Raw genomic sequence first — 15,583 nt, forward strand, 5'->3', positions numbered from 1 at the left:
GCGGGGAAGCGTGGGGGGAAGTCAGACGGGGCGAGGGGGGGCTTGCCCGCATGCTCGCCGAGCCTTCAGCGGCGGCGGCGCTGCTGTGCCAGGGCGGTGGCGAGCGTCTCGCGCACCTGGCGGGCCTGGAAGAGGCGATCCGCGGCGTCCACGAGGGTCTCCGCGTACAGCACGTTCTTGCGCAGCCGGGCGGGGATGGCGGCGGTGCCCAGGTGGCAGCCGAGCAGGGCGCCGGTGCAGGCGGCGGCCGCGTCGGCCTCGCCGCCGCAGCGCAGGGTGAGCTCCACGGCCTGGCGGAAGTCGTTGGGGGCCTTGAGGGTGGCGTAGAGCGACATGAGCAGCACGGGAACCACGTGCGGGGGCAGGCCGTCCACGCCCTTGAGCTGGCTGGGTGGCACGCTCACCTTGCGCAGCTGGGCCATGGCGCGCGCGGGATCCCACGTGAGCAGGCGGGGCAGGTGGCGCAGCTCCTCGGCCAGCTCCTGATCATGCGCGGCGGCCGCCAGGGCCAGCTCCTCGCAGAACGCGGCGGGCGTGGGCGGCTCCTTGGTGGTGAGCCCCAGGGCCACCGCCTGCGCGAAGGCGGCCGCGGCCGCGGCGCACGTGGGATCCTTGTGCGTGAGGACGGACAGCACGCCCGCGTCGTGGCGGATGCGCACGCGGCTCTTGCTCTCGAAGAGGCCCACCACGAGCGCGCGGCTGAGCACCGAGTGGCACTTGACGCCCAGGGGAGCACCCGCGCTCATCCACGGCGTGCCCTGCGCGAGCTTCTGCAGGGCCTCGGCGAGCGCCTTGGGGGGCTGGAGGATGATGCCCTCCTGCCACAGCCACGCCAGATGCGCCGCGGCGCTGCGCCCATCCACCTTGCCCTCGCGGATGACGCTCTCGGCGGTGGCGAGCATGAGCTGCGTGTCGTCGGAGAACTGGCCCTTGGCGTACTTGCCCCCGCGAGGACGGGGCGCGAAGTCATCCGCGAGTCCAGACACGCGCATGAGATTGGACGGCGGGACGCCACGCAGGGGAAAACCCAGGGCATCTCCGATGGCGAGTCCCAGGAACGCCGCTTGAAACCTGTCCTGGCGCTCGGCGGGAGTCATCGACATGGGGAGGGGCAAGATAACCAAAACGCGAGGCATGACCAGCCCCGACTTTCATCTCTCGCGACTTCGTCACGACTCCCGTAGGGATTGGGTGAAGGGGGCGCTCCCACCACAAGTCACCAGCCGTCACGCCCCAGGTTGACAACGGCCTGCAGGCGGGCCACGACCGCTTCGGCGCCCTGGTGCAGGTGCACACCGTCCCAGAGCGCGGGCGTGAGTTGTCCACCCAGTTCCCGCCACGCGCGCTCCGCCTCGGCGAAGGCGACGTTGCGAAAGCGCACGCGATCCTCCAGCGCGTAGTCCACCACGTAGCGGCGAGCCACCGCCGAGGGAGGATCCGCGATGCGGTGGAAGAGCACCAACACGGGTGATGTCACGGGAGGCTCCAACGAGCACCGCCCCCGGCCCCATCAACCAGACAGGGAACGAGGGCGGAGGCAGACGTGAATCCCAAAGACAGACTCCGGCTCCGGGGAGGAGCGCGGGAGGAACGCTCAGCGGGCGGAGGCCGCGATGCGGGCCGTCTCGCGGCGCACGGCGGCCTGCTCGACGGCGAAGCGCGCGTCATCCGAGGACAGGCCCCGCAGGCGCTCCATCGACTCGCCCAGGCGCCGGCGCGCGCCCTCCACGTCGATGCCCGAGACGGGCTCGGCCACGTCCGCGAGCACGAGCACCTTGTCGTTGGTGACCTCGACGAAGCCACCGGCCACGAAGTAGGTGTCGGTGTGGCCGCCCTCGCCCTTGAGCGTGAGCGTGCCCGCGTCCATGAGGGACAGGAAGGGGGTGTGGCCCGGCCTCACGCCGAACAGGCCCTTGGCGCCCGGGACGATCGCCTCGTCCGCCTGCACCGACAGGATGCGCTTCTCGGGGGTCACGATCTCGACCGTCAGCTTGGCCATGGGGCTCGCCACTCCGTGGGGACTGCTTGTGTCAGAAGGTCAGTCGGTGGGTCTTGTCGCCGCCCACCACCTCGAACTCGATGTTCCCGGCATCCGTCAGGCGCGGGCTCTTGCCCGGCACGCCGACCATGCCTTCCAACCACTTGAGGTGCTGCGACATCTGCCGCACCTCGGGCAGGGAGCGCGCCGGCACGAACTCCAGCAGGCGCCGCTCCTGCAACCGCGTGCCCTGGCGGTCCACCTCCACCGCCACCTGGGTGTTGGCCCACGCGGGCACCTTCTTGTACTTCTTGCCCGCGAGCTTCTTCTGGCCCTTGGGCGCCAGCGGGTACAGCACCCAGACCCGCTGGCCGTCGTTGGAGACGAAGTAGAGGTCGTCCGCCCCGCCCACGCACTGCTCGAGCGTCCACACCGGGCCACTCTCCTGGGAGACCTCCAGGGAGCACCGGCCCGGGCCCCGCTCCACCAGGCGCACGGAGAAGTCTCCGTTGGCGCTCACCCGGGGCCGGCCGGCGCGCTCGTCGGCCAGACCAGGAAGTGCCCACAACATCATTCCCAAGCAGATGGAACGCAGCACGTGGAGACCTCCTGGGCCGGGCGCGGAAGAGGGAGGGGCTCAGCTCGCCGCGAGCTTGCGCGCCTTCTCGACCGCCTCGTCGATGCCGCCCACCATGTAGAAGGAGGACTCGGGCAGGTCGTCGTGCTTGCCCTCGGCGATCTCCTTGAAGCCCTGGATGGTGTCCTGGAGCTTCACGTACTTGCCCTTGGCGCCGGTGAAGACCTCCGCCACGTGGAAGGGCTGCGACAGGAATTTCTGGATCTTCCGCGCGCGCGCCACGAGCATCTTGTCGTCCTCGGACAGCTCGTCCATGCCGAGGATGGCGATGATGTCCTGCAGCTCCTTGTAGCGCTGGAGGATGCCCTGGACGCGGCGGGCCACGGCGTAGTGCTCCTGGCCCACGACGTCCGGCGACAGGATGCGGCTGGTCGAGTCGAGCGGGTCCACCGCGGGGTAGATGCCCAGCTCGGAGATGGCGCGGTTGAGCACCGTGGTGGCGTCCAGGTGGGCGAACGTCGTGGCCGGCGCCGGGTCCGTCAGGTCGTCGGCGGGCACGTAGATGGCCTGCACGGAGGTAACGGAGCCCTTGGTGGTGGAGGTGATGCGCTCCTGCAGACTGCCCATCTCCGTGGCCAGCGTGGGCTGGTAACCCACCGCGCTCGGGATGCGGCCGAGGAGCGCCGACACCTCGGAGCCCGCCTGGGTGAAGCGGAAGATGTTGTCCACGAAGAGCAGCACGTCACGGCCCTCCACGTCGCGGAAGTACTCCGCGATGGTGAGCGCGGTGAGGGCCACGCGGGCGCGGGCGCCGGGCGGCTCGTTCATCTGGCCGTACACCAGCACCACCTGGCTCTCCTCCAGGTTGTCGACCTTGATGACGTTGCTCTCCTGCATCTCGTGATACAGGTCGTTGCCCTCGCGGGTGCGCTCGCCCACGCCGGCGAACACGGAGAAGCCGCCGCGCTCCACCGCCACGTTGCGGATGAGTTCCTGCAGGAGCACCGTCTTGCCCACGCCGGCGCCGCCGAACAGGCCGATCTTCCCGCCGCGGGTGTAGGGGGCGAGCAGGTCGATGACCTTGATGCCCGTCTCGAACATCTGCACGCGCACGTCCTGCTCGGTGAACGGCGGCGGCGCGCGGTGGATGGACCAGCTCTCCTTGGCGGCGACGGGGCCCTTCTCGTCCACCGGCTCGCCGGTGACGTTCAGGATGCGGCCCAGCGTGGCCTTGCCCACGGGCGCCTGGATGGGCGAGCCCGTGTTGGTGACGGGCTGGCCGCGGCCCAGACCCTCGGTGGAGTCCATGGAGATGCAGCGCACGGTGTTCTCACCCAGGTGCTGGGCGACCTCGAGCGTGAGGTTGTTCTGCTCGGCGCTGATGTTGGGGTTGGTCAGCTTGAGGGCGGTGAACACCTCGGGAAGCCCACCGGGCGGGAACTCCACGTCGACCACAGGACCGAGGACCTGGGTCACCTTGCCTACCGTAGGAACTTGAGCGCTCATGGACTGTCTACCGTCTCGTCGAAAGGGTTGCCCGGGGGATGGACGCGCCCCCTCTACAAGTGGGCGCCCCCGGGGGTCAAGCCTGGAGGCCGTCTGGCCAGAAGCACTGCTTCTACTTCAACGCCTCCGCGCCCGACACGATCTCCATCAGCTCGTTGGTGATGACGGCCTGGCGGGTGCGGTTGTAGGTCAGCGAGAGGCTGGCGATCATGTCCGTCGCGTTGCTGGTGGCGTTCTCCATCGCCGACATGCGCGCGCCGTGCTCGCTGGCGATGCTCTCCAGCAGCGAGCGGTAGAGCTTGATCGCCACGGCCTGGGGCACCAGCCGATCCAACACGTCCTGGCGGCCCGGCTCGTACTTGAAGTCCACCAGGGCGGTCGTGGCCGCGGGGGCCTCGGAGGCCGTGGTGGCGGCACCGGCCGTCAGCGTCTGCAGGGGCAGCAGCTGGGAGACCGTCACCTTCTGGTTAATGGCGGAGAGGAACTCGTTGTAGATGACGTAGACGGCATCCACCTCGCCCCGCAGGAAGCGCGCGCTCATCTCCTCGGCGACCTGGGCGGCCTGGGCGTACTCGGGCTTCTGGGACAGGTGGCCGAAGTCCTTGCGCATCTTCTGGCCGCGCTGGCGGAAGAAGTCGTTGCCCTTGCGGCCCACGGTGGAGATTTCAATCTCCACGCCGTTGCCCTTCTCGTACAGGAAGCGGCTGGCGCGCCGGATGACGTTGGAGTTGAAGCCGCCGGCGAGGCCGCGGTCCGAGGTGAGCAGCAGCACCTCCACCCGGCGCTCGGGGCGCGAGGTGAGCAGCGGATGCGCCAGCTCCTCGCCCTGGGAGCGCGCCACCAGGTCGGAGATGATCTGGTCGAGCATCTGCGCGTAGGGGCGAGCCGCGGTGATCGCGTCCTGCGCCTTGCGGAGCTTGGCGGCGGCGACCATCTTCATCGCCTTGGTGATCTGCCGCGTGTTCTTCACCGAGCGGATGCGCTTGCGGATGTCGCGAAGGGACGCCATGGGGCCAGCAGCTCCTCTTTAAACTCGGGTATGACAGCGGAACCCGGACGCGGCCCCCTATATAGGCTGGCATGGTGGCCGGTCAACCTTGGCCTTCCACACTCAGCGGATCACTTCGAAGCGAGCAAGCCGCTTCCCCACGCCCTCGCGAGGGACGAGAATGGCTCCCCCGGCGGTTGAGCCGGAATCGCATGCGAAGGGGCCGTCAAACGATGCGCCGGGCACGCCGGTGGCTGAGGGCGTTGCTCGTGCTGGGGCTGAGTGCCGCCCTGGGCGTGGCGGCCGCCTCGCTGTACGTGGAACACCGGTACGTGGACCGCATCGTCCCCCAGGCGCAGGCCCCCCATGCCCCGGTGGCGCTCGTCTACGGGGCGGGGCTCGCGCCCGGCGGCGTCCCCTCCCCCGTGCTCGCCCAGCGGCTGGACGCCGCCCTGGCCCTCTACCATGGGGGCAAGGTGGGAGCGCTGCTGCTCAGTGGGGACAACTCGGACCGCTTCCATGACGAGACGCACGCCATGGCCCGGTACGTGCGCGACCGGGGCGTGCCGGCCTCCGCCGTCCAGGAGGACACCGCGGGCCTGTCCACCTACGACAGCTCCGTGCGGGCCCGGAGCATCTTCGGCGTGCGGCGGGCGCTGCTCGTCACCCAACGCTTCCACCTGACCCGGGCGCTCTACATCGCCAACTCGGTGGGCATCGACGCCTGGGGCGTGGCGGCGGACGAGAGCAGCCCCCGGACGCGCCGCTATGCCCTGCGCGAGACGCTCTCGCGGGTACTGGCGCTCGGCATGGTGTGGGCGGAAGCGTCCCCCCGCTACCCCTCCGGACAGGCGCCGACGCCCTCGCGCTGAGCGACCCGGCGGGCGGGCAGGCACGGCCTCGTTGCGAGGAGTCCTCCGGGTCCGCACCGTTGGGCCAGAGCAGCCATCCCGGCGTGCTTGCTTGGAGAGAGCGTCATGCGATTCAAGAAGCTCGGAGCCGAAGACGTAGGTGAGTCCGAGTCCCTGCGCCACCGGGACCCGATCACCGGGCACGAGGAAATCAACTTCACCGATGCGGAGCTCAGCGCGACCCCGCCCCTGGAGGACGAGCCCGACTTCCGGGACATCCTTCCGGACCAGATCCAGGCATTCGGGGAAATCGACGAGGATGCCGAGGATACGATCACCGCGCGGCCAAGCCAGCCGGTACGTCCGTATGCGCCGGATGAGCTTCCCGAAGGCTAGCCGACAGGCCCGCTCATGACCTGGCGCCCCCGTTCCCACTCGCAGGTGACACCTCGCACGGTGTGGACGGTGGGCCTGCACTCCCTGGCGATGCTCGCCGCGTTGTGGCTGCTGGTCAGGAGCTGGACCGTGCTGTCCTGGGCCCTGGTGGCGATCTTCCTCGCGCTGGCGGCCCACCCGCTGGTGAGCGCGCTGGAGAAGAGAGGGTTGAGCCGGGGCCTGGCGGTGATGGGGGTGGGCCTGCTCGGGCTCGGCCTGCTGTCGGCGCTGGTGATGACGCTGGTGCCCATGCTCATCGAACAGGGACGGGCCCTGGCGCAAGCGGCACCGGACTTCATCGCCCGGCTGCGCCACCACCCCTGGGTCGAGCGGATGGATGAGCGCTACGATCTCATCTCCCAGGCGGCCCAGGAGCTTCGCGGCCATATCTCGATGGCCCCGGGGCCGCTGCTCGGCGTGGTGACGGACGTGCTGCGCCACGTGCTCGCCGGGGTGACGATCTTCGTCCTGACCATCTTCTTCCTGCTGTTCGGCTCCGACCTGTTCAACACCGCGCTCCAGTGGGTGGAGCCCTCCCGGCGTGAGCACTACTGGCGCCTGGGACGGCGGATGAACCAGGCGGTGGGCGGCTATGTGGCCGGCTCGTTCCTCGTGGCCCTCATCGGAGGCGTCTTCACGTCGGTGATGACCCTGCTGCTCGGTGTGCCCTACTTCCTGCCCCTGGGCCTGGCCATGGCGGTGCTGGGACTCGTCCCGTTCGTGGGCTCCTTCCTGGGAGGACTGTTGGTGGCCGGGACCACGGCCGCCTCGGTGGGAGGGCGCCAGGGACTCATCGCCCTGGGCCTCTTCCTCGTCTACCAGCAGGTGGAGGGCAACCTGCTCCAGCCGCTCGTCCAGCGCCAGACGCTCAAGATGAACCCCCTCATCATCACCCTGGTGATGTTGGTGGGCACGGGCCTGGCGGGACTCATCGGAGCCCTGTTGAGTCTGCCCATCGCGGGCGCGATCCAGGTGTGGTTGCAGGACCGGCTGGCGCGGCTCAACGAGCAGTGGCGCCACCAGCGGGAGGAGGACGGCAAGAGCCGCCTCATCCTCCCCACCTCTCCGCCAGAGCCCCGTGAAGCCCCCCGTCCAGAGCCGGCCCCCATGAACCACTAGGGAGCCGGAGCACGAGACGGTGGTTCAGCGCCGGCCGCGTCTGGCCGGGGACTTCTTCGCCGGGGCCTTCTTCGCGGCGGCCTTCTTCGCCGGGGCCTTCTTCCCAGCCGTCTTCTTCGCCGGAGCCTTCTTCGCCGGAGCCTTCTTCGCGGCGGTCTTCGTCCCAGCCGACTTCTTCGCGGCGGTCTTCTTCGCCGGAGCCTTCTTCGCGGCGGCCTTCTTCGCCGAAGCCTTGCTCGCCGGGGCCTTCTTCGCGGCGGCCTTCTTCGCCGGAGCCTTGCTCGCCGGGGCCTTCTTCGCGGCGGCCTTCTTCGCCGGGGCCTTCTTCCCAGCCGTCTTCTTCGCCGGAGCCTTGCTCACCGGAGCCTTGGTCTCGGCTGCCTTCTTCGCGGCCGACGTCCGGGCCGGAGCCGCGGTGTCCGCCTTCGCGGGACGCGTCGCTTCGCGCCTGGCGCTCGGCCTGGACGGCGCCTTCGGCTCCACCTCGCGCAGAGGCGTCACGGGCGCGGAGCGTTCCTGGGGACCCTCCTTCCGGATCTTCCCCATGCGACGCCTGGCGGCGGCCACCACGGGCTGCTGCAACTCCTCGTCGGACTCGTCCGCGCCAATGGGCTCGGCCTCCTCCTCGACGGCCTCCTCCTCCTCGCCTTCCTCGGCCGCGGCTTCTTCCTCCTCCTCCTCGGCCTCCTCCTGCTCGCCCGCTTCCTCCTCGGCCTGGGCCTTGGGTGACTCGCCCTCCTCGTACTCCACCGAGAGGCCACTCAAGGCGCCCTGCACCGCGGAGAGCGCACGGGCGTAGGTCCGGTCGCCGAACTCCTCCACCTCCTTCTCCTCCGGAGGAACGAGCACCTCGAGCATGGCCTGGAGCGAGCGGTACAGCCGCAGCTCGCGCGCCTCCGTGTCCCAGGTGCCGTAGACCCAGTCGTCACCCGACAGCGGCTCCACCCAGCCCGGCAGGGGGCTCTCGGCCTGCTCCTGCAGCGCCGACTTACGTGCGGTGAACAGATGACGGTGAGCGCCCTTGAGGCCGATGCGCCAGAGCCCCGCGGCCGGCAGCCCCTCCACCATCAGCCGCGTCTTCTCCAGCACGCTCGGCGAGCCCTCGGGACCATGCAGCGCGAAGAGGGTGACTTCCCCCTGGAACTCTCCTCCGTTGAACGCGCGGAACAGCGTGGCGAGTTCCTCGGGGAAGGGAACCCCGTACTCGGTCTCGGCCCGCTGGACGTCCTCCTGCCCCACTCCCGCCGACGTCCGTACCGCCGACTTCTGAAGTCCCTCCAGCCACTCGTGCATGTGCCCTCCACGTCGATGGACCCAACTTATGGCGTCCAGACTCGCGATGCAGTACGCCTCGTCCCCTATTGTGCACGGCCCCGCTTCCCAACGGACAGCCTTTCCGCTTGGGGCCCCCCGGCCTCCCCCGCGCGGTTGAATCACCGGCCCGGTGCCGTTAGACGGAGTCGGCATGGCACATCCCGTGAGCTACGACGCGACGCCGCAAACCTTCGATGCCCTGGTGCTGGAGCCCCGGGACGAGCTGGTCGTGGTGGACTTCTGGGGGCCCGGCTGCCCCAACTGCGACATCTACGCCGCCGCCGAGCCCTCGCTGCTGTCCGAGCTGGAGGGCGCGCGCATGCGCGTGGTCAAGGTGAACGCGTACGAGCACGAGGAGCTCGCGCGGCGCTTCGGCCTGTATGGCATCCCCACCTTCCTCCTGTTCCGCAACGGCGAGCGGATCGGAAAGATGAGCCAATACTACGGGCGCGAGTACTGGCTCGGCGTCATCCGCGATCACCTGCCCCCGGCCTGAGCCGCCCCCCGCTCACGGGGACGCCTGGCGGCGCAGCTCCGGAAACGGCGAGGTGGGCGAGCTGTAGCGCCCCGTCACCAGCGACCAGTGCACGTTGCCGCGGATCCACGCCTTCAGGCCCTCCACGTACCCGAGCAGCCGGGGGTCCGCCAAACGGGACGCCTGAAGCAGCTCCTCGCACGCGATGAACGCGTCCGTGTCCGCGTTGATGATGTCGATCGCCGTGGAGATGGCCTCGCGCAGCTCCAGCCCCCGGCTCACCCGCAGGACGTGGACGAAGTTGTTCGGGTTGCGGTGCCAGAGGACCTCCTTCTCGAAGGAGAAGAGATCATTGGTCAACGCCACCACCCGGGTGCACAGCAGCCGCAGCCGCTGCACCAGCGGCAGGCGGAACAGCTCCTCGGGCAGTTCCTGTCCCGGCTCGGCGAACTCCACCAGGTCCTCCGCCGTGTACACCGCCGAGTCCAGGGCACGCTGCTCGATATAGGACTCGAGGTCCGGCACCGTGCCCTCCGTCCAGTGGCGCGCCGCCGGGAGCGCGCCCCGGTGCAGGTAGTCCTCCACGTCGCGCACGAAGCGCTCCATCCACAGCTCGCTCGCCAGGCGGCTCATGCGCTGGCGCAACTCCCACGAGAAGCGCTCGAGCGGCGTGGCCTGGGCCCTCAACGCGCCACCGCGCCACACCTCGAGACACGCGTCCACGTACGCCTTCAGGTACGCCGGCCGCTGCCCCACCTCCGCCAGCTCGTCGACCTCGTCGTCGAAGAGGAACAACCACACGTGCCAGTCATTGCACAGCTCCAGCCGCTCCCACGTGCCCCGTGGATAGACGTGCGCCGTGAGCAGGCCGAACTGGCTCGCGTCGAAGCGCCGCACCTGCGCCGGCTCGTGCCGCAGCAGCTCCAGCGCCAACACCCGCCCCCGTGTGCCACGCTCCATCGCCGCCGCGTGCAGGCTCGGCTCGCACGGCAACGCCGCGGGAATACGCAGCAGCGACAAACTCGGCCCCTCCACACGCGGAGGCTCCTCGAGGAGCGCCGCGCCAGGAGCGGACTTGCGGGTGCGTTGTTGCATCGAGGCACCTCGCATGGCGCCCCTTCATGAGGAGCCCATGCTTTCCCTTGAAGACCCTGGAGAGAATTCTTCAACGGCAGCGCACGAACAACCCACACAGAGGCTGGAGTGGTCGTCCCCCCCATGGGCCAGCCGTTCAAGCCCCTCCCCGTTGCTCAACGTCAGCAACCTGTACTCTAGAACGAACGGTGTTCACCGGGAACCACGGAAAACGTAAGAAAAACGACGGTCCCCGGACGACCCTGGAGAGGCCACGCTCGCGGGGTGCGCGCTAGAGTCCGGCGCCATGAATCCCAGGCCAGCGGTTGTCCTCAAATTCGCGGCATGCGGCCTCGCGGCCGTGCTCGTTTCGGTGGGATGCGCCCACTCCCCCTCGTGGAAGTCCGCGTCCACGCCCCCCACCTCCGCTCTCGTGGCCCCGCCCGAGGGCTCCCGGCCCCTGGCCGGCTCGCTCGAGGACTTCACCCGGGCATGTTCCACCGGGCTCGACCGGGCGCGCGAGCGGATCACCCACCTCAAGACGCTCTCGCCCTCGCGCGAGGGCCCCGCGGTGCTCGAGGCGTATGACGAGGCCATGGCGGCACTCGGGGGCTGCACCAGCCTGGCCGGGCTCGCGCGCGAGGTCCATCCCCAGGCGGCCTTCCGCGACGCCGCGAGAGAAAGCGAGCAGCGGGCCGATGCCCTCCAGGTCTCCATCGCCCAGGACCGGGCCGTATACGACGCGCTGAGCGCGGTGGACCTCACCCAGGCGGATGCCGCCACGCGCTACTGGATGGAGCGCACGCTGCTCGACTTCCGCCGCGCCGGCGTGGACCGAGACGACCCCACGCGCGAGCGGGTGAAGGCGCTCAACGAGGCCATCCTCAAGCTCGGCCAGACGTTCAACCAGAACATCGCCGAGGACGTGCGCCGGGTGGAGCTGGAGCCGGGAGAGCTGGCGGGCCTGCCCGAGGACTTCGTGCGCGCCCACCCACCGGGAGCCAACGGTCGCGTGGTGCTCACCACCAACTACCCGGACTACTTCCCCTTCATGACGTACGCGCGCGATGCCCGGGCGCGCGAGAAGCTCTGGCGCGTCTACCACCAGCGCGCCTTCCCCCAGAACGAGCAGGTGCTCGCCCAGCTCATCGCCCGGCGTCACGAGCTGGCCACGCTGCTCGGCTACGCCTCCTGGGCCGCCTACGTCACCGAGACCAAGATGACGCGCACCCCCCAGGCGGCGGCGGACTTCCTCGCCCGGGTGGAGGGCGCGTCCAAGGCGCGTGCCCAGGAGGAAGCGCAGCGGCTGCTCGCGCGCAAGCGGCGGGATGAACCGGCGGCTCCCCGCGTGGAGCCCTGGGATCAGGACTACTACGAGGACCAGCTTCGCACGGAGCGCTTCGGCTTCGACTCACAAGCCCTGCGGCCCTACCTCGAGTACGCGCGCGTGAAGAAGGGGGTGATGGACATCACCTCGCGCATGTGGGGCATCTCCTTCGAGCCCGTGAAGGACGCCGCCGTGTGGCATGCCGACGTGGAAGCCTATGACGTCACCGACCACGGCGAGCGGCTCGGGCGCATCTTCCTCGACATGCACCCGCGCGAGGACAAATACAAACACGCCGCCCAGTTCGACGTCGTCACGGGCCAGGCCGGCAAGCGCCTTCCGGAGGGCGCGCTCGTGTGCAACTTCCCGCGCCCCGGCGAGCTGATGACCCCGGACGAGGTGGAGACCTTCTTCCACGAGTTCGGCCACCTGCTGCACCACGTCTTCGCGGGCCGACAGAAGTGGAAGGGCATCAGCGGCATCTCCACCGAGTGGGACTTCGTGGAGACGCCCTCCATGCTGTTGCAGCAGTGGGCCAGCCAGCCCGCCATCCTCCAGGAGTTCGCCCGTCATCACCAGACGGGAGAGCCCATCCCCACCGCGCTCGTGGAGAAGCTGCGCGCGGCCCGGGAGTCCGGCAAGGGCTTGTGGACGCGCCGGCAGCTCTTCCTGTCCGCGGTGTCCCTCGAGTACTACTCGCTGCCGCCGGGCTTCGCTCCCACCCAGGAGTTCGCGCGGCTGCAGGAGCAATACAGCCCCTTCCGCCACGAGTACCGCGAGGGAACGCACTTCGAACTGGCCTTCGGTCACCTGGAAGGCTACTCGGCCGCGTACTACACGTATCTCTGGTCACTCGTCATCGCCAAGGACCTGGAGACCGAGTTCCAGAAGCAGGGCTACCTCGACCCGGCCACCACGATGAAGTACCGCCGCACGGTGCTCGAGCCCGGTGGCTCCAAGCCCGCCGCGGAGTTGGTGAAAGACTTCCTCGGACGGCCCTACGGCTTCGACGCCTATCGCGCATATCTCGATGCGTCATGACGGTCGGACACTCCACGGGAGCAGGCCGTTTCCGAGCCGACACGCCTCCCGGGCTGTTCGCCCGGACAGTAGACCGAACCCCTCGAGTAGGTCCATCCTCCCTGACGATTCACGACACACAGGGGGGGTACCATGAGCAATGGACAGAAGAGGTGGCTGCGTTGGTTGAGCCGCGCGGGAACCACGGCTTTACTTCTGGGCGAAGTGACATCCGCGCAACCCAGATGCATCCGGGTCTTCGCATGTGGATGTGACGCGGACGGCAGCTATATCTATTGCTCCGAATACTGCTGATCCCAACGCCGGGAGAACGTGCGCATGCGGCGTGACCATTCCCACGTGGGTTGGAGGGTATCGGCGGTAATGATACTCGGGCTGGGGCTCCTGCTCTGGCTCTCTCCCTCCATCCCGGATGCAGTCGGTGAGTTCCTCGATGAGCCCTGCGAGTCGGCCGTCACGGGCATGCCTTCCGCCCGACACGTCCTCCCGCCCGAGCCACCGCTTCCCCAGGACACCCCACGGGAAGCGGTGGCACCACGGTCCACGGCTCCCCCTTCCGCCTCCTGGTCCACCGCGCCACCACCCCCCGCCAATCCCCTGCTCACCCGTGCCTCCCCGAGTGCCTCGGTGGACGCCTCGCTCCTGCCCCCCTCCGCCAAGGACATCGCGTCCGATGGGCTGCCCGCCGCCGCCACGCGCTGCCATTGGGAAGGTGACGTGCTGAAATGTGGAAGCTGCCAGAGCAGCGCGGACTGCCCCCAGGATCAAGGCTGTCTCATCAACCGCGAGACACGCCGCCTGGAATGCATGGCGTCCGAGTGCGAGGAAGACGCGCACTGTTTTCCCGGCACCACCTGCCGTGAGCTCAAGACGGGCACCAGCAACGCCGCCGTCCGCCGGTGCATGCCCGTGGGCGAGCGCGACGTGGGCGAGAGCTGCGATCCCGACTACATCTCCCGCTCCGGGGCCTGCCGCGAGGGCCTGCGTTGTCTCAACCAGGTCTGTACCCAGCCCTGTCAGCTCGGAGATCCCACGAGCTGTCCCCGAGGCCACACCTGCACGAACGACGCGGATGGTCCGGGCTGCGTCCCCGATTGCGAACAGCTCGGCTGTGCCTCCGGTGAGCAATGCAAACGCCTGCCGAATGGCGGCAACCGGTGTCTGGCCCGGGTGACGGGCACCTGTCCGGAGACGCCCTGCGCGCAAGGCGAGCGCTGTCTCATGGACGGGGGACGCGGCCGGGGCTCGTTCTGGTGTGCCCGCGAATGTGAGCCCTTCCGTCCCGGAAGCTGCGGCCCGGGACACGTCTGCGGTTGGGCGGGAGGCACCACCAGCGCCTGCTTCCGTCAGTGCGACCCCAAGCAGCTCGACTCGTGCGGCGAGGGCTGGATGTGCGCCACCGTCTCCGAGGACTTGACCCAGTGGGGCTGCCGTCCGTCGGCGTTCGACTGAGGCCCGCTCCTGCCCGGGTACCGCGTGACCCGCGGTACCCGGCGACTACGCGCGGGGACTCCGCAGCGGGAGCCGGACCCGGAAGGTCGAGCCGGCGCCCACCTGACTCTCCACCTCGATGTCTCCGCCGTGGGCCCGCACGATGCGGCGGGAGACGGAGAGCCCCAGTCCGACGCCGGGAATCTCCGCGCTCGAGCCGCTGCTCCGTCTGAAGGGCTCGAAGATGCGCTCGTATTCGCCGGGAGGGACACCCACGCCCTCGTCGGAGACGGAGAGCATCACCTCCTCCTGGGACTGGGCGAGCAGCACCCGCACACAGCCTCCCCGAGGCGAGTACTTGATGGCATTGTTCAAGAGATTGGTGAGCACCTGGGTGAGCCGCGTCGGATCCCCCCGCACCACGACGGGCATGTCGGGCACGGTGAGTTCGATCCGATGCTGCTGGCTCGAGGGCCGATGGAGTTCGACCACATCCGTCACGAACTCGCGCAGATCGCCCTCCTCCAGACGGAGTTCGAGGTTGCCGGCCTCGATCCGGGTCTGCTCCAGGAGATCTCCCACCATGCGATCGAGCCGATCAAGCTGTGTGGAGATCCGCACCAGTGCGCCCCGGAGCTTCTCGGGCGAGGGCGGCTCCGGTGCCCGGAGGAGCACCTGGGCCGACAGCTTGAGGGTATTGAGCGGGGTGCGCAGATCGTGGGCCACTCCCGCCAGGAACTGGACATGCCGCGCGTCCTGGCTGACCAGGGTCTCGGCCATGTCGTTGAACTCGGTGGCCAGTTCGCGGAGTTCGAGGACACCCACCTGCGCCAATCGCGACACCCGCCGTCCGGACTTGAAGGCGGCCAGCGCCTGGCGAATCGACAGGAGCGGCAGATAGAGGCGCGTGCGGGTGGCGACGAGGACGAGCGTGACCACCATCACGCACCCCATCGCGAACAGTCCTCCGATGAACCTCGTCGCATCACTCACCCGTGCCGCCTCATCGCGGACGGCGAGGGCCCGCTCGATGCTCGACGAGGACACGGCCTCGGCCGCGTCGACGGCACCGATCAACCTGGACAGCCGTGTCTGGGCTGGAGCGTGAAGGTAGGCCTCGACCTGGCTGCGGGCATTCGCGATCAACGCCTTTTCCTGGACGGTGTCCGTGTACTGCTCGACCTGTTCCAACTGCTCCGACACCCGGCGGCGCGCCTCGTCCACGCTGACGTGCGGCCCCTTGTCCGAGGCCTTGATGCTCGCGAACTCCTGGACCACCTGGAGCATGGAGAGGGTGTGTGCCAGCCGTTCGGCGGAGTGCACCCTTTCAATGGATTCGCTCAGGCTCGTGGTCTGCGACTGGAGTTGGAGGCTCATCCAGAACAGGCCAGCCGCGGAACCAAGACTCATGAGCGCCAGGAGCACCGCGCCGATGAGGAAGAGGCTCCGCAGCCGCATGACGACGAA

At 69.2% G+C, this 15,583-nt stretch carries 15 protein-coding genes; 6 read left to right on the plus strand and 9 right to left on the minus strand.

The features are described 5' to 3' along the window. Positions 1 to 65 precede the first annotated feature (65 nt). The 6 genes from CYFUS_RS47870 to atpG all read right to left on the minus strand — a co-directional run bounded on the left by CYFUS_RS47870 (position 66) and on the right by atpG (position 5,070). Positions 66 to 1,103 (minus strand): ADP-ribosylglycohydrolase family protein, encoded by a 1,038-nt coding sequence (locus CYFUS_RS47870; protein WP_095992658.1) that lies wholly within the window; start codon positions 1,101 to 1,103, stop codon positions 66 to 68. A 113-nt stretch (positions 1,104 to 1,216) separates the two neighbouring features. After that, positions 1,217 to 1,477 (minus strand): hypothetical protein, encoded by a 261-nt coding sequence (locus tag CYFUS_RS47875; RefSeq protein ID WP_095991321.1) that lies wholly within the window; start codon positions 1,475 to 1,477, stop codon positions 1,217 to 1,219. A 117-nt stretch (positions 1,478 to 1,594) separates the two neighbouring features. Beyond that, positions 1,595 to 1,999, minus strand: coding sequence for a F0F1 ATP synthase subunit epsilon (locus CYFUS_RS47880; RefSeq protein WP_095991322.1), 405 nt, complete (start codon positions 1,997 to 1,999; stop codon positions 1,595 to 1,597). Between the two features lie 31 nt (positions 2,000 to 2,030). Continuing rightward, positions 2,031 to 2,576 (minus strand): hypothetical protein, encoded by a 546-nt coding sequence (locus CYFUS_RS47885; RefSeq protein ID WP_232537232.1) that lies wholly within the window; start codon positions 2,574 to 2,576, stop codon positions 2,031 to 2,033. A gap of 39 nt (positions 2,577 to 2,615) precedes the next feature. Further along, positions 2,616 to 4,061: a F0F1 ATP synthase subunit beta gene (gene atpD, locus CYFUS_RS47890; protein WP_095991324.1), complete on the minus strand. Its 1,446-nt coding sequence runs from the start codon at positions 4,059 to 4,061 to the stop codon at positions 2,616 to 2,618. Positions 4,062 to 4,173: 112 nt separating this feature from the next. Next, complete coding sequence (atpG, locus tag CYFUS_RS47895) at positions 4,174 to 5,070, minus strand: ATP synthase F1 subunit gamma (RefSeq protein ID WP_095991325.1); 897 nt, start codon at positions 5,068 to 5,070, stop codon at positions 4,174 to 4,176. A 212-nt stretch (positions 5,071 to 5,282) separates the two neighbouring features. Here atpG and CYFUS_RS47900 point away from each other — a divergent pair, with 212 nt between their 5' ends. From CYFUS_RS47900 to CYFUS_RS47910, 3 genes are all read left to right on the plus strand, one after another. Next, positions 5,283 to 5,921, plus strand: coding sequence for a SanA/YdcF family protein (locus tag CYFUS_RS47900; protein WP_232537233.1), 639 nt, complete (start codon positions 5,283 to 5,285; stop codon positions 5,919 to 5,921). Between the two features lie 105 nt (positions 5,922 to 6,026). Further along, positions 6,027 to 6,296, plus strand: coding sequence for a hypothetical protein (locus CYFUS_RS47905; protein WP_095991326.1), 270 nt, complete (start codon positions 6,027 to 6,029; stop codon positions 6,294 to 6,296). Positions 6,297 to 6,311: 15 nt separating this feature from the next. Next, positions 6,312 to 7,454 (plus strand): AI-2E family transporter, encoded by a 1,143-nt coding sequence (locus CYFUS_RS47910; protein ID WP_232537234.1) that lies wholly within the window; start codon positions 6,312 to 6,314, stop codon positions 7,452 to 7,454. Between the two features lie 24 nt (positions 7,455 to 7,478). Here the strand turns inward: CYFUS_RS47910 and CYFUS_RS47915 are convergent, their stop codons facing one another. Then, positions 7,479 to 8,747 carry an SMI1/KNR4 family protein gene (locus CYFUS_RS47915; RefSeq protein ID WP_095991327.1) on the minus strand — a complete coding sequence of 423 codons (1,269 nt, stop codon included), beginning with the start codon at positions 8,745 to 8,747 and terminating at the stop codon, positions 7,479 to 7,481. Positions 8,748 to 8,919: 172 nt separating this feature from the next. Between CYFUS_RS47915 and CYFUS_RS47920 the strand changes: the two genes are divergently transcribed. After that, positions 8,920 to 9,264 (plus strand): thioredoxin family protein, encoded by a 345-nt coding sequence (locus tag CYFUS_RS47920; protein ID WP_095991328.1) that lies wholly within the window; start codon positions 8,920 to 8,922, stop codon positions 9,262 to 9,264. 12 nt (positions 9,265 to 9,276) lie between these two features. Here CYFUS_RS47920 and CYFUS_RS47925 read toward each other — a convergent pair whose 3' ends face one another. Next, on the minus strand, positions 9,277 to 10,338 hold the full coding sequence (locus CYFUS_RS47925; protein WP_095991329.1) for a terpene synthase family protein: 1,062 nt from the start codon (positions 10,336 to 10,338) through the stop codon (positions 9,277 to 9,279). 286 nt (positions 10,339 to 10,624) lie between these two features. Here CYFUS_RS47925 and CYFUS_RS47930 point away from each other — a divergent pair, with 286 nt between their 5' ends. Together CYFUS_RS47930 and CYFUS_RS54250 are read left to right on the plus strand one after the other, a co-directional pair. After that, entirely contained in the window at positions 10,625 to 12,685 is a 2,061-nt protein-coding gene (locus CYFUS_RS47930) for a M3 family metallopeptidase (RefSeq protein ID WP_198316382.1), read from the plus strand. 318 nt (positions 12,686 to 13,003) lie between these two features. Further along, complete coding sequence (locus CYFUS_RS54250) at positions 13,004 to 14,137, plus strand: hypothetical protein (RefSeq protein ID WP_095991331.1); 1,134 nt, start codon at positions 13,004 to 13,006, stop codon at positions 14,135 to 14,137. 45 nt (positions 14,138 to 14,182) lie between these two features. Here the strand turns inward: CYFUS_RS54250 and CYFUS_RS47940 are convergent, their stop codons facing one another. Next, positions 14,183 to 15,574 carry an ATP-binding protein gene (locus tag CYFUS_RS47940; RefSeq protein ID WP_095991332.1) on the minus strand — a complete coding sequence of 464 codons (1,392 nt, stop codon included), beginning with the start codon at positions 15,572 to 15,574 and terminating at the stop codon, positions 14,183 to 14,185. Positions 15,575 to 15,583: the final 9 nt, after the last annotated feature.

This window comes from Cystobacter fuscus, assembly GCF_002305875.1.
Lineage (GTDB): Bacteria > Myxococcota > Myxococcia > Myxococcales > Myxococcaceae > Cystobacter > Cystobacter fuscus_A.